Annotated in this window: 12 protein-coding genes and 1 pseudogene; 4 read left to right on the top strand and 9 right to left on the bottom strand. The window is 46.9% G+C overall.

The genetic code is table 11. The features are described 5' to 3' along the window. Complete coding sequence (locus BC351_RS13325) at positions 1 to 696, bottom strand: glycosyltransferase (RefSeq protein WP_079412737.1); 696 nt, start codon at positions 694 to 696, stop codon at positions 1 to 3. Next, entirely contained in the window at positions 689 to 1,540 is an 852-nt protein-coding gene (locus BC351_RS13320; protein WP_079412736.1) for a class I SAM-dependent methyltransferase, read from the bottom strand. Before BC351_RS13320 ends, BC351_RS13325 begins: the two co-directional genes overlap by 8 nt. Positions 1,541 to 1,639: 99 nt before the next feature. Here BC351_RS13320 and BC351_RS13315 point away from each other — a divergent pair, with 99 nt between their 5' ends. Then, positions 1,640 to 2,788, top strand: a complete 1,149-nt coding sequence (locus BC351_RS13315; protein WP_079412734.1) for a glycosyltransferase family 2 protein — start codon at positions 1,640 to 1,642, stop codon at positions 2,786 to 2,788. Positions 2,789 to 2,891: 103 nt separating this feature from the next. Here BC351_RS13315 and BC351_RS13310 read toward each other — a convergent pair whose 3' ends face one another. Beyond that, positions 2,892 to 3,389 carry a metallophosphoesterase family protein gene (locus BC351_RS13310; RefSeq protein ID WP_079412732.1) on the bottom strand — a complete coding sequence of 166 codons (498 nt, stop codon included), beginning with the start codon at positions 3,387 to 3,389 and terminating at the stop codon, positions 2,892 to 2,894. A gap of 116 nt (positions 3,390 to 3,505) precedes the next feature. Between BC351_RS13310 and BC351_RS13305 the strand changes: the two genes are divergently transcribed. Together BC351_RS13305 and BC351_RS13300 are read left to right on the top strand one after the other, a co-directional pair. Then, positions 3,506 to 4,807, top strand: a complete 1,302-nt coding sequence (locus tag BC351_RS13305; RefSeq protein ID WP_079412730.1) for an AAA family ATPase — start codon at positions 3,506 to 3,508, stop codon at positions 4,805 to 4,807. A 12-nt stretch (positions 4,808 to 4,819) separates the two neighbouring features. Continuing rightward, positions 4,820 to 6,532 carry a vWA domain-containing protein gene (locus BC351_RS13300; RefSeq protein WP_079412728.1) on the top strand — a complete coding sequence of 571 codons (1,713 nt, stop codon included), beginning with the start codon at positions 4,820 to 4,822 and terminating at the stop codon, positions 6,530 to 6,532. An 81-nt stretch (positions 6,533 to 6,613) separates the two neighbouring features. On the opposite strand, the gene BC351_RS13295 is transcribed toward BC351_RS13300, so the two are convergent. The 5 genes from BC351_RS13295 to BC351_RS13275 all read right to left on the bottom strand — a co-directional run bounded on the left by BC351_RS13295 (position 6,614) and on the right by BC351_RS13275 (position 10,059). Further along, positions 6,614 to 7,747 (bottom strand): DNA methyltransferase, encoded by a 1,134-nt coding sequence (locus BC351_RS13295; RefSeq protein ID WP_079412726.1) that lies wholly within the window; start codon positions 7,745 to 7,747, stop codon positions 6,614 to 6,616. Positions 7,748 to 7,921: 174 nt separating this feature from the next. Next, positions 7,922 to 8,125: a hypothetical protein gene (locus tag BC351_RS13290; protein WP_079412724.1), complete on the bottom strand. Its 204-nt coding sequence runs from the start codon at positions 8,123 to 8,125 to the stop codon at positions 7,922 to 7,924. A gap of 125 nt (positions 8,126 to 8,250) precedes the next feature. After that, positions 8,251 to 8,940, bottom strand: coding sequence for a PIG-L deacetylase family protein (locus tag BC351_RS13285; RefSeq protein WP_079412722.1), 690 nt, complete (start codon positions 8,938 to 8,940; stop codon positions 8,251 to 8,253). Between the two features lie 26 nt (positions 8,941 to 8,966). Then, positions 8,967 to 9,329: a His/Gly/Thr/Pro-type tRNA ligase C-terminal domain-containing protein gene (locus BC351_RS13280; protein ID WP_079412720.1), complete on the bottom strand. Its 363-nt coding sequence runs from the start codon at positions 9,327 to 9,329 to the stop codon at positions 8,967 to 8,969. Positions 9,330 to 9,579: 250 nt separating this feature from the next. Continuing rightward, the gene (locus BC351_RS13275; RefSeq protein WP_079412718.1) at positions 9,580 to 10,059 is read right to left on the bottom strand and encodes a glutathione peroxidase; all 480 of its coding nucleotides are present in this window, start codon (positions 10,057 to 10,059) and stop codon (positions 9,580 to 9,582) included. Between the two features lie 172 nt (positions 10,060 to 10,231). Between BC351_RS13275 and BC351_RS13270 the strand changes: the two genes are divergently transcribed. Continuing rightward, positions 10,232 to 12,394 (top strand): HelD family protein, encoded by a 2,163-nt coding sequence (locus tag BC351_RS13270; RefSeq protein WP_079412716.1) that lies wholly within the window; start codon positions 10,232 to 10,234, stop codon positions 12,392 to 12,394. Positions 12,395 to 12,914: 520 nt separating this feature from the next. Here the strand turns inward: BC351_RS13270 and BC351_RS13265 are convergent. Beyond that, a pseudogene (locus tag BC351_RS13265) lies at positions 12,915 to 14,071 on the bottom strand (IS3 family transposase). Positions 14,072 to 14,149 lie beyond the last annotated feature (78 nt).

The following is a 14,149-nucleotide window of genomic DNA, read 5'->3' as shown; positions in this document are numbered from 1 at the left end:
CTATTCCTCCCATTTTATAAGACGTGGCTGATCGTCCAGGATGGATTCATATTGTTCTTTCCAACCAAACTGGGCATTCGGATCCAGCCTCATATATCTTTCATACTTCATCTTTCGATCCTCTGCATTCGCCCAGCCAAAGTGCTTTACTCTTGCAGGATGGCATACGTAGCTGAACTGATTGATCGTGGCCGGGAATCTTCCGCAATGCTGCGCCGTCTCTTTCCACAAATAAGGAAAATTAGGCTTATAGCGCAGAAGGAACGGCCGGTAGGTATGATGAGCGCTCCAATAGGCATCCTCTCGATAGCAGGTCTCATTCCACATATCGTACAACCGAAAATAAACAACATCCTGCTCACACTGTGATAATAAGTCAGCAACTTGTTTGGCAAACTGATCTTCCATGATTTCGTCTGCATCCAAGTTCAGAATCCACTCTGGATTCGTTCTGATCGTTTCCTCCCACTGCTGCTTGCGTAAAATCACCTCATTCGAGAAACGGGATTCCGCGTTCTGGATAAGTTGAAGCGGGATACCTGTTAGCAGCTCTTTACATATCTCCACCGTGTCATCGGTGCTTCCGTCATCTATGATGACCGCTTCATCAATCCAGTCTCGATGCTTGATCAGCGCAGTGCGGAGATACCGGTGACTTTCATTTTTGACAATCATGGATAACGTCAATTTACTCATGGCGGTGTCCCACAATTCCGAAGATTTCATGACCATGCCAGCCGGCCTGCAGGCCAATCATCATTTTAATTTTCTCGGTTTCTCTCATGTTCGTCAGGTATCCTTGAACAGCCGGATTCAACTGCAAGTCACGCTCAAGCCTTGAAGGCTCTTCTCGGGAAAATAAGGAAATAATGTCATATCCATTGAGGCTCATGAGCTGCTCAATATGTTCTTTGGCGTAATGGCACAAATGGTCTTCTTCTACTAAAATAGGCGAAGCCGTTCCCAGTATCGCATTCGTTAAGGAATGCAGATTCGGCAAGCTGAACAGAACGCGCCCCTCTGGTTTAAGAAGACGCTTCACCTGCTTCAGGAATGATTTGGGATTCGGGATATGCTCAAGGACATGCCAGAACACAATCGCATCAAAAGATTCCCCCTGCTCAAATATGGATTCATGCCATATTTCATTATGAAGGGCTAAGCCATACCGATGATTGGCATATTCACAGGCTACAGCGGATGGCTCTACCCCCGTAACTTCCCACCCGGCCTCACGCGCTAGCCACAGGAATTCACCAGTGCCTGAGCCAATCTCCAGCAGCTTTCCTTTTTTCTGGACAAACATATCCAATAGCATCGTGTTGAAAGAAGCATGCTCCCTTAGGGTATTGACCGCATATCGATCCCGCATAGCTACCCAATTCTCGTCATAAATATCCCTGATAAGTTGATCGTGCTGCACGCTTTCCAGACTTTCCCGATAAATCACTTCACATCCGCTGCACTTCATTAGATTAAAGCGCGGGTAACGATAGTACAGCTTGCTTTCCGCTTCTTCACAGATCGGACATGACGTCATGCAGAATCCCTTCTTTCATTTTATTGCTCGAAGCCGCATAGGTATGGCCATAAGATTCGCTCCAGCTCATATCCATCTGATAACCGGAGGTGTCGTCCAATGAGCCGACCAACAATTTCGCTTTGTATGATCGTGAAAGATGAAGAGGAATTAATCGCAGCCTGCTTGAACAGTGTGAAGGACTGGATTGACGAGATGATTATTGTGGATACCGGCTCTACCGACCGAACCGTTGAAATTTGCCAGTCATTTGGTGCTAAAGTGCTTGCCTATGAGTGGAATAACCATTTTGCGGATGCGAGGAACCACGGATTAGCCCATGCGACTGGGGATTGGATACTCTACTTGGACGCAGATGAAGAGTTAGCACCATTAGGCGATTATGATTTGCATGCACAGCTGCGTCAGGAACATGCTTCCATCCTTTCGCTGCATTTGATTAATTATATTGGCGAAGTGCCAAATGAAGACGAAGCATTTCATATTGCTCATCCACGTTTTTTCCGCAACTATAGGGGTCTCAAGTTCAAATATCCGATTCATGAGACACTGAATGTTGATGAAATTTACGAGAATCAAGATCTGTCCGCCATCATGGGGCATGTCCCTTTGAAACTATGGCACCGCGGCTATATGGATTCTATTACCCAGCAGAAAAATAAATATGAGCGCAATATGACCCTGCTTTTGCAAGAAGCGAATGAGCAGTCATCCAATCCTTGGACCCAGTATCATATGGCTAGTGAATATTACCGTGTCCACAGGTATGACAAAGCGTTCGAATATGTCAATTTATCCATTGTACGTTTCATTCAAAGCGGCAGGATGCCGCCATCGCTTCTGTACAAATTGAAATATGCCATCCTCTTCAACACCGGAAGCATTGACGGGGCTTGGCCTGGAATTGATAAAGCCATTGCGCTCTATCCCGATTATGTTGATCTTCATTTCTACAAAGGGGTTATTTTTTATTTGAAAACCTGGTATGCAGGCGCGTTAGATGTGTTTCAACATTGCCTTGTTTTAGGGGAAACGATGGGTCAACACTTGACGTTGCGAGGCACGGGCAGCTTTCATGCGTGGTATTACATAGGTTTATGTTCAGAGAATCTCGGTAACAGCCAGCAAGCAGCACAAGCTTACGAAGCCGCATTGCGGTTATCGCCGACGTACACACTAGCTTCCGACGCTTTGTTGAAACTGAGGATAGGAAGAGCAAACAAGGAGGGAACAGAAAGTCGAGGCTAGGGAGTCATGCTGGGAGCATCTGAAGTGCCTACCATGCTAGTTCAAGCCGGATGTATCCTATGAAGCCATAGATTCGGAGAACTAGCATGCACAGCAGCTTTGCTTAAACCTTACTTTCATAGTAAAAATGCTCAGCTTGAATCGTTTCTCCTAATTCGATGATGCCGTAGGAGTACTGGGGCTGTCTTCTTTTATCCGTAGGCGAACCGGGATTGAACATCAAAATGCCATCTACCGTTTGCTTATAGGGAATATGGGAATGCCCGAAGATGACGATATCCGGCCGATCGGCTTGAAATGCTTCACGAGCTCTTTCCTCCGTGGTTTTCCGAAATCCATCTCCGTGAATTAATCCGATTCGGTAATCTCCCAGTGTGAGGATTTTCCTTAATCCGAACCGCTCGATTATACTTGAGCCATCATTGTTGCCTGCCACAGATTCACACGGCGCTATCGCTTCCACCAAATCAACGATGTGCTCGCTCACCCAGTCGCCTGCATGAATGATGAGATCAACCCCCTGCAAGCCAAGGATAAGCGCATCAGGAAGCTTGGAAACGTGTGCCGATAAATGGGTATCCGATATAACACCAATCCGCATGGAAATCTCTCCTTTGATTACTTCGTCAGCTCATATTGTAGCATATTCGATGTTTGCGCGGCAGTTTGGTACAATGAAGCATACGAGCTTTGAATACGTCAAGGGGGACACCAGTCATGAAAGAACCCATCGTTATACAGAATAAATTACGAGAAGCTATGGCGCATCTCGAGAACAGGTTCATGGAACGGGAGGAGCTTATCAGAGTCTTGCTGCTGGCTATCATGAGCGGAGAACATCTGTTATTAGTCGGACCTCCCGGTTCTGCCAAATCACAATTGGCACGTGCCGCGGCAGATCTTTTTGGCAATGAGCCTTATTTCGACTATTTGCTGACACGCTTTACAACTCCCGATGAATTATTCGGACCCGTCTCGCTGCAAAAATTAAAAAACGACGAATATATTCGACTAACCGATGGATACTTGCCCAGCGCTCGCTTCGCTTTCCTTGATGAAATATTCAAAGCGAACAGCGCGATATTGAATTCACTCTTATCCGTCTTAAATGAACGTATCTTCTTCAATGGTCGGCAGAAGCAAACGTCTCCACTGCTGTTCCTGATGGCTGCCTCCAATGAGCTTCCAGAAGACAACGAACAATTAGCTGCCCTTTACGACCGCTTCCTGTTCCGCTTTGAGGTCGAATATGTCAAGCAAATATCCAGCTTTGAGCTTATGTTTCAAGCGCCCACTTCCAAGCTGCCCATGCTATTAACGACTGATTTGGTTAAACAGCTGCATACGCAAACAGCCGATATCCAGCTGCCGGATGCTCTGATTTATATGCTTTTTCAATTAAAAACGGCACTGGAAGAGAAAGAATACGTGCTGTCGGATCGCCGATGGCACAAGATTGGCCATACATGGAAAGTCTCTGCGGCGATCCACGGACGAAGTGCTGTGAATGTCTGGGACACCGTGCTTACGCCGCACCTATTATGGGACTTCCCTGAGGATTTGGTGGAGATTAGGGGCATCTTTGATACGTTGTTTCAAGACATGCTCAAACGTGAGATGGAACAAGAGCTGCCTCTGCTTCACTACAATCTGACAGTTAAAAAGTGGCTGGAAAAAGAAGACGAGCTGCATGCTTTTCAGTTTAAAAAAGAGATCGGCGGCGCTCTAAACAAAGATACCGTTGAACGTTTGAAAGCTACCTCCGAGGAATGCCGCTTAGAGCTTGAGGAAACAGCAAGAAGCTTGCGCGGCAGACTCGTCTCTTGGCAAGAGAAGGAGAAGAAGCTGCCCGAATGGATTGCTTCCCAGTCCATTTTCCTGCAGCATCCTGATCAATATGCTGTCAAATTTACACACCTTCGGATTCAAGGAGAACGTATTCTGCAAACCATTCAAGGCTTGTACCGCACGCTCTTCGACCGTGAAATTCCCGGTATCGTTTACGACTATACGCTATAAGAGGTTACTCCTATGATCATTCGCTGCACTCGTGTAGACAGGTACGTATTCGATGGCTATGTCCATTCATCACGCGTTGCGGGGGAATGGATGCGTGAAGCTGTCCGGCAAGCCCCGTGGTTCAATTTGGAACTATTCGCTGATTTCTTTATGTGCTTTTACCTATCAAAGCCTGACATTGATGGAACGATCGAGGAAACTCCCTTTCACCGTTGGATGATTATGACGCTGCGCAAGCAGTATTTCTACGTATCCATCCACCCTCGTACGATCGGACAAGTGAATGCTTCCTTCAGAACTGCGCTTAAAGCTCTTATGTGGCTGACGGAGTCTTACGAAAAGGAAGTCAACAAGCGTCAGAAAGAGCAAAAGCAAAGCGGTGTAGGTCTTGAAAGGAAGCAGCTTCAAAGCGGACAAGAGGAAAAGAACGTCTGCGAGCGGCTCTCCGAGAAGCAAATCGAGAAGCTGCGGCTCGTAGGCTACACGCTGCAGCAAGGCAAGCGTGCTGTCGAAGACAAGCACGAAGCCGTTGACTCTCGGCCGCTGATTGCCGAGGAGATCCGTGCGCTGAAGCAGCGCATCACGGAGCTGCAAAGCGAGATGCGCACTGAGTTCATGAAGCGCGACAAGCTGAAAGCGAAGCTGCGCAAGGCGGAAGAGGAACTCGAGCGCCGCGAGCGGCAGCTGAACCGCATGAGCGCGCGCGAGCTCGCCGCCATGAAGGAGATTGAGAGCGAGCTGGGGGACTGGCTCGGTCGATCCTTGAAGGAAACGCTGTCCCTCGAGGAGGTAGACAGCTTCAATGTGCACGAGCTCGTACAGGCGAGTCAACGGCTTGCGAACCGGCGCTGGGGCAGTGAGCTCGGGAAGCTGCGAAGGCAGACGTTCGAGCATTACGTCCAGTGGATCGAGAAGCTGAAGCGCAGCAAGGATCTGGTGTCTTTCCTGCAGGAGGTCGGACGCAATGTCCATCACCTGCGCGTGGAGCGCAAGAAGCTGCGCTCGCCCTATGTGCCGGAAGCCTACGATGATCTGCGTCAGTCCGGCGATATCGCGCATATGCTTCCCAGCGAAGCCAGCCTGCTCGCAGATGAAGAGTTTGAGCCTTATTTTCTTTTCAAATGGATGGAAAATAAGCTCATGACTTACAACTACACAGGCGCCACCTTGGAACCGCAGAAGGGTCCGGTCATCTGCATGCTCGATACCTCGCATTCAATGCGAGGCAGCAAGCTGCGGCTGGCGCAGCTGTTCACCGCGACCTTCGCCTCCTTCGCTCTCCTTGAGCGGCGTGACTTCGTTTTGCTCCTTTTTGGAGCAAAGGGCGAGCTGATTGAGCATGTACTCTCCTATAAACGTCCCGATTGGGAGCGTTTCTATGGGCTTGCTCAATTGGCCTTCGGCGGCGGCACGAATTTCGACGCCCCGTTAAGCAGGGGCATGGACATCGTTCAACATCAGCCGCAATTTCATGATGCGGACTTCGTGATGGTCACCGATGGCGTCGGCCAGATGACCAAGGCGGTTCAGCTGAGGCTGGCGACACTTGGTCAGAAGAAGCAGCTGCGCCTTCATTCGCTGATCATTGGCTCAGCAAGGCAGCATCTCGTTCAGAAATATGACATTGCCGGTGTTTCGCATCAAGTCAGATTTGCAACCGCCTGGGATATGCAAGATCCCGTAAAAGATGAGCTTCTGCTGGATGTGTTTGCGAAGAGATCCTAGCTGTTCATAACCCAAAGAAGAAGATGGGCCAATTAGCTCCTGCTTGAATGCTGGAGTTAATTGGCCCATCTTCGACTACAATTATATGCTTTCTGGAACCGAAAACTTGTACTTTCTATTGTGGTAATAATAATCACAACCGAAAATATCATTTATGCGAATATCTCCATCTTTGCCTCGGTGGCTTTCTTGGATATATGTGTCCTTCGGCAGCGAAAGCAGCTCATCTATCCGTTCTTGTATACGATCCCATTCAAATATATGCTTACCCTCTCGCAATGTTACATGAAGCACGTTGTACAAACACCACGTTCTCCAATCTTCATGCTCTAATACAAAATTATTATCCTGAAAAACGAGAGTTGGCAACGGAATTCTCACTTTCTGAGATTCGTGGATTCCATCCTCATTAATATAGGGGACTTCCCAGCAGCCTTCCATATCCGCAGGTATATTAGCTTTTATACGGAAAATATGAGGTCGAACGCCAATTTCATATAGTCGATCCTTGGTAACTTGAACAGCCTGCCAACTAGTATCGCTGGCGATCCACTTGCGTCCCAAGGCTTGTGCCATGAATGGCATACTGCCGCTGCCGCAATAAAAATCACCAATCAGATCTCCCCGTTTTGTTGTAGCTTCCAGAATTCGACGCATCAGTTTTTGCGGCTTTTGTGAAGGGTATAACGTGTCTTCTTCCCCCAGTTCTTCGTAAAATCCAACATCATCCCAAATGGAGGGAAATAAGAGTCGATTATGCTTCTTAACCATGTCTGTTTTGGCATAGAAAAAAAGCGATTCATGAGACAGCCCGAACTGGCCTCGAAGTGGGTAAGGCTTCTCTGCCATCTTCCAGATGACTTCACATAGAAAGTGCTCTCTACCAAAGATCGAATCGAGAAGCACCTTCAAATAGTGTCCTTCTTTCTGGGAAATCTGCAAAACCAGCACACCTCTGTTGTTCAGCAGCTCCCTTGCCAGCTCAATTCTTTTTTTATAATCTTCCAAATAAAGCTCAGGCTTGTCATACAGCTGCATGCTCTTTAACTCATGCCACGGATCGACCAACTCTACGTTTGTTCCCCGAATTTGTCTAGTAAATATACGACCAGAGTTAAAGGGCCCATCCAAATAGATCATGTCAAAGCAGCCGGCATAGCCTTCATCAATCAATTTCTTCATAATGTCATAATTATCGCCGTGATAAATGTTCATAATCTCAGCTGCCCCCACTATATCATCTATACCACTCTAATATGACATTAATTCCTTTTCTTGTATATATAATGAAATAGAAAAAATGAGATAGATACATAACAAAAAAACCATGGCATCTTGGTATAAGATAGTCATAGTTTTATGGGTTCAGCTTATCATTGTGGGATACAATCATGCCCTCATCAGCTCTTTAATCGTCTTAAGGGAGACGCCTGTTTGATGATACACTTCAATAAGTGTCGCGTGCGGATGGTTTCGAACGAAATCCTTCACCTTGTGTGACTCGTTCAACTGCAGCTGAGAACATGCCTTGCAGCGCTTTTCAAACTTCGTTATGAACAGTTGTCCGCATCTCTCGCAGTTGCAAAGGGTCATCTTCCACACCTTCCTTGGGCATTTCTCTATCCGCTATATTTAGTAGCTTTCGAGACACAGCGCATATTTCGGGGGGGGCCCTGCCCTATTCGCCTGCCTTGTACTGAGTATACCACTGTCTGCTTCTACTCTTCCAGTTGCGCTGCAATTTCGGGCTTAGGCCACATCATACCATCCTGCCATCCTAGGACAAAGGCTTCAAAGCGCCGCTCCTCAGGAAAAGCAGTCAGGTCGCCGAAATATTTGGCAATGGCAACATGCTGAGTCGCATGAGCCTGCAGCGCGGCTGCTTTCATCTTCCAGTTTGCTTCTGTATCCACCACAATTGAGCTCTGATGACCATTTGCTCGCAAAGCAGCAGACGACGCGTAATAGAGCTTACGCACGCTTGGACATTGGCCGCTTAAGACCGCTGCAGTTGTCGCTTTGGAAATCGTTACATGATCCGGATGGCCGTTGCCTCCATCTTCCGCAAACGAAAACAGAATCTCCAGTTCGTGCTTTTGGATAAAAGCAATAACTCCCGCTACCAATTCTTCGAAATCGATCGTGGCGAGCTGACCATCCGGCCAGCCTAAGTGCTCAACATCTGCTAGGCCAAGAACTACCGCAGCTGCCTTCATTTCCTCCTCACGCAGTTGAGCTAACTCTTCTCTGTTTGCAGCCCGTTCAAGCCCTTGCCTGCCGGCATCACCGCGTGTAGCAAGCAGCAGTACGGGTGCTTCGCCCTGATCAGCCAGCTCGCGTATCAGACACGCGCTCAGAAAAGTTTCGTCATCCGGATGCGCATAGATAAATCCATAACGTGTTCCCATATGTTTCACTCCATTTCATCGCATAGTTAGGTGAAATTTGCCGGTGGATACTGCTTCTCCAGCAAATATATAGCATGTTCTATGTGTAATTTCCGATTCTCCTGTTCAAACAAATCCCATAGTCGAATTTGATCTGACCCTATTTCTTCCTTGCAAATTTCAAGGATATAACGAATGCCCAGCTTATCAGCCTTCTGTTGAATTTCAACTATGCTTTCACTTACCGTTTCTACAACTATCCCGACCATAGCCAACTCTACAGTCAGCAACCGTGAAGCTGCCGAGTCCAAGAAGGCAGGCGTTCTAACATAGACCACCGCTTGCTCTATGCCTTGAATTGACGTATTCTCTTCCTTCCACTCATCTTGCGTTTGATTGACGTTTCGCATACATTTATCTTCCCCTTCATAACGAGATAAAAAAACGCGCCGGACCTATGGTCCTGCGCGAATGCTATCCCGCAGGGAGGCCAACGCGAAATGCGTTAGCCCACCCTGATTGTTCCAGGTGTGTGCTAACGCCAATGAAAATGATGAAATTGTACGAATCCATTCTTATTTAGCATGTGATTCGACTCCTTCGTTTCATAATTATTCTGATTATAGCTGTCAACACGCTTGGACGCAACTATCTTTTTTCCTACGCCAACAACGCTTCAATATCTGCCGAGATTTCGGCTGGTTCGGTACGTGCGCTATATTGTTTGATGACTTGCCCGTTTGCATCCACCAGGAACTTCACGAAATTCCACTCAATATCGCCTGTCCGAGACGGCTCTGGCGCATGGTTCAGCAAATAAGTAAACAAAGGGTGTGCATTTTCACCTTTAACATCTACTTTAGCAAACATCGGAAATGTCACTTGATAATTAAGTTCGCAGAAACTTTGAGTCTCTTCATTCGTCCCAGGCTCTTGACCGGCAAATTGATTGCACGGAAATCCGAGAATGACCAAACCTTTATCTTCATATTGTTCGTATAAGCTTTGCAGCCCTTTGTACTGCGGAGTAAGTCCACAAGCACTTGCCGTATTCACAACAACCAGCACTTTACCTTTGTACGCAGAAAGTGACTTTGTTTCACCTGTAATCGTCTCAACCTCAATATCATAAATGGACATAATCTCTACTCCTTTGTATGTAGAATGGCAACAATTTCATTATACCATTGATTCCTCTTATGCCCAAATGTCGCGCTTGACAGTTTAGCTTCCCATATACTGACAGGTATGATATATTGTTTACCTGTTTATTCACGAATAGACAACATCTGATCTTAGGAGGTAACTGATCTTGGACACAAAGACTCAAAGTGCCTATCAAGAAGAATTGCAGCGTCTTGAGCAAACCAATATCGAAATTGATAAACAGCTTGAGCGTCTTCGAAAGACACCTGTTTATTATGGACCCGATTTAACCGAACAAGCGCTGGAAGCCGCTCGCGAGAACGGACGCCTTAACTTGACCAAAGCGGTTGACGAACCGTATTTCGGACGTCTTGACTTCCAAGAGTCTGGCACAGCGGCTGCTAATCCGCTTTACATTGGCAAAGCAGGCGTCGAGGACGAACGTACCGGACACCTGCTCGTTATTGATTGGCGCGCGCCTGTAGCCAGCCTATTTTATTCGTTTACCGGCGGACTTGATGCGGCTTCTTATGATTCACCTGACGGCCTGATTGAAGGCCTCGTCTATCTCAAACGCAATCTTGTCGTCCGCAAGCAAATTTTGCAGCGGGTTGTAGACACTTACGACCGGACAGAAGATTCCATGGCCGTTGGTGATGAGTTCCTTCTTTATCGCCTTGGCGAAAATAAAGACAACAAGCTGCGCGATATCGTTTCTACGATTCAAGCTGAGCAGGATCGCATTATTCGTGCCGCGAAAAATACGGCCTTAATTATTCAAGGTGTCGCAGGAAGCGGTAAAACAACCGTCGCCCTCCACCGGCTGGCTTTCCTGCTCTATCAATATCGTGAGCAAGTCCGTGCTGAGCGGATGATTATTTTTGCCCCTAACTCCATGTTTCTCGATTATATCTCCGGGGTACTTCCAGAACTCGGCGTTGGCAATATTGGACAAAGCACCTTTACGGATTGGGCACTGGACGTACTGGATCAAGAAGTGAAATTGGCGGATCAAGCTTTGACCCTTCAAACCTGGTTCTCGCTTGGCAGCAAGAGACCACCCGTTGACGATCACGCACCTGGCCGGTTCAAAGGCGCCATCGCTTTCAAGCACTATCTCGATGAGTGCCTGACCAAGTTTGAAGAATCCTATGTTCCTCAGGCTGACTTCAGCCCATGGGAAGGAATCAAACTGCCGATCACTTCTATTCGCGAGTGGTTTTTTGTCGAAAACAAGCATTATCCGCTTGTCAAACGCCGTGAACGGGTTGTTGCCCGGATCAAGCGCTGGATGGAAATGCAGCTGGACAAGATTTGGGAGCAAAGCAAGAAAAAAGAACTGAAGAAGAAAGCAGCTCAACGCCTTCGCACCTATCTGACAAGCTGGCCTGAGCATACTGCGTTCACCTTTTATAAGATGCTGTTCGCCGACAAAGGTCGTCCTGATCAGCTGCCCGTTGATCTGCTGGCTCAAATTCCAGAGTCGATCGTGGCCTCTTCCAACAAACATTTCAAGAAAAAAGAAGTGCAGCTTGAGGATCTCGCTCCGCTTCTTTATATTCATACTCGATTATATGGCATTCCATCTGATCGACTGTTCGACCATGTTGTCATCGACGAAGCGCAGGATTTCTCACCTTTCCAGGTAGCTGTTCTTGATGCCTATACGCGAAATAGCTCCTTCACCATCTTGGGCGACTTATCGCAAGGGATTCATGCTTATCAAGGCATCACCGATTGGAAAGAGTTTTCAAGCCTATTCCAGACTGAGGCTACCGGCTATTTCGAATTGGAACGAAGCTATCGTTCGACGATGGAAATCATCCAATTTGCCAATCAGGTGCTGCAGCGCGGCGTTGAGAATCCGCTGCTGGCTGTTCCGGTATTCCGCAGCGGGAACAAAGTTCGAGTGCTTCAAACGGACATCAAAGGCAGATTCCCTTTGTTGCAGAGCGCGATTGCGACTTTGCAGCAAGGAACCTCCAGCACGATTGCCGTTGTTGCCCGTACGGAGAAGCAAGCGCAAGAGCTGCATGAGGCTTTAAGCGCTGCAGGCATTGAAACGAATCTCATTACCTCGAAGCAGCGCGTTTATCGCGGCGGCATCTCCGTCCTTCCCGTCTACTTGACCAAAGGACTGGAATTCGATGCTGTATTGCTGATGGATGTCACAGCCGGACACTACGAAGCAACCTTGATGGATGCGAAATTGCTGTATGTAGGCTGTACGCGCGCCCTTCACGAGCTTTGGTTGATGGCGCCGGGTGAGCTGTCGCCTCTCGTTTCTACGGAAGATCAAGAAATCGTGACCACGCAATCACCGGTTTAGAGTGTACTGGGCAGCTTGATGCCTCCTACCTATAGCACAAGCTGCCGTTTGCGGTTTCACTTTTCGCCAGTAACACCTTGGTCATACCTATTTCGCATGCATAATCGCATAATTCCTGCGATTATGCATTTTTTTGGGTTTTGGTAACACCCAAATCAATAAATTCCTGCAATTGTGCATGCTTTTGAAGCATTTTCTTGATTCCAGGATGGAAACGCCAAAAAAGCCTGCACATTTGCAGGCTTCCCCCTCTTTTCACACCATTTCGCCCAAAAAGCCTGCACAATCGCAGGTTTTCAAAGTCGGCTAGCCATATGGGCAGCCTTTCCTTTATGTTATCCCCCTTGGTGGTCCAAACTCTCGATCATCCCACATCCAAAAGGAACTACGATCCGCTATATGTGCCAAAACGCCGTGATTTCATATCCAAAGGGAACTATGATCCGCTAAATCACCGTTTCGAGCCCTGAATGTACTTCTGTCAATAGCGTAGACACAAAATTAAGGAACAACCACGGCATTAGACAGCCTGATTTCTGTAGTAAATTTGTTCGAAATGATGAGCCGTCTCGTATCCTAGAGTAGAATGTGGTCGTAGTCGATTATAGTCAAACTCAATGTAAGCATAGAGTTCTCTCATGGCTTGTTTACGGGTCTTAAATTTTGTTTGGTACACAAATTCTTTTTTCAACGTGCTATGGAAGGACTCGATACAAGCGTTATCATAGCAATTTCCTTTACGGCTCATGCTGCCAATCATTTTGTACTCTTGTAACTTTGCGCGGTAGTCATGACTAGCGTATTGAGAGCCACGATCAGAGTGATGAATTAATCCTGGCTCAGGCTTGCGACGCTTATATGCCTTCTCTAGCGCGTCTAAAACGAGCTCCCTTGTCATTCGAGCTCCCATTGAAAATCCTACAATTCTGCGAGAGTACAAATCCATTACGCTTGCCAAATACAACCAGCCCTCGCCCGTCTGGATGTAAGTGATATCCGTTACCCAAGCTTTATTCGGCGCTAGCACAGTAAACTGACGATTTAACACATTTTCGAACACAGGCAAGTCATGTTTAGAATTCGTCGTAGCCGTTACTTTCCTTACGGTTATTGACTTCAATCCCATTTCCTTCATACGCCGACTGACCGTTTTGGAAGAAACCGCAGTCCCATTTTTTCTTAATACGGCTGTAATCGTCGGACTTCCTGCGCGTTTTTTAAAGTGATTAAACAGTCTTCTTATCTTCCGATCTAGCGCTTTTAAGCGCTTTTCACGAGCACTAGGTTCCCTCTTAATCCATTTGTAATATCCGCTTCGTGAGACTTCTAAAACGGTGCACATCTTCTCGACCCGGTACTGGAAGCGGTGTTTATAAATAAACGAATAAATCAGCACGGGTCCTTTGTGAAGAAGTGCATCGCCTTTTTTAAAATCTCATTTTCCTCTTTTAATTCGAGGATGCTTTGCTCCAACTTCTTCATTCGTTCATAGTCTACAAACACCTGAGACTGAGATTCTACAGTTCTACTGCCGTACTGTTTAATCCACCGACTTAGGGTACTTTTAGGAATATTTAATTCCTTAGAAATTTCAATTGGTCTCTTATTAGCAGACTCCATGTGTTCAACTGTCTTGCGTTTAAATTCCTCATCATAACTTTCACGTTGTGATCCCATGCCACACCTCGACCTTATTTAATATCTATATTATAAAGGTTGTTCCTTAAGGTGTGTCTACGAAATAGTCTAACTTCA

This window comes from Paenibacillus ferrarius (genome assembly GCF_002027705.1).
GTDB classification, from domain to species: Bacteria; Bacillota; Bacilli; order Paenibacillales; family NBRC-103111; genus Paenibacillus_E; species Paenibacillus_E ferrarius.
Note: the sequence above shows the minus strand (reverse complement) of the source record. Positions and strands in the feature narration are given on the sequence as shown.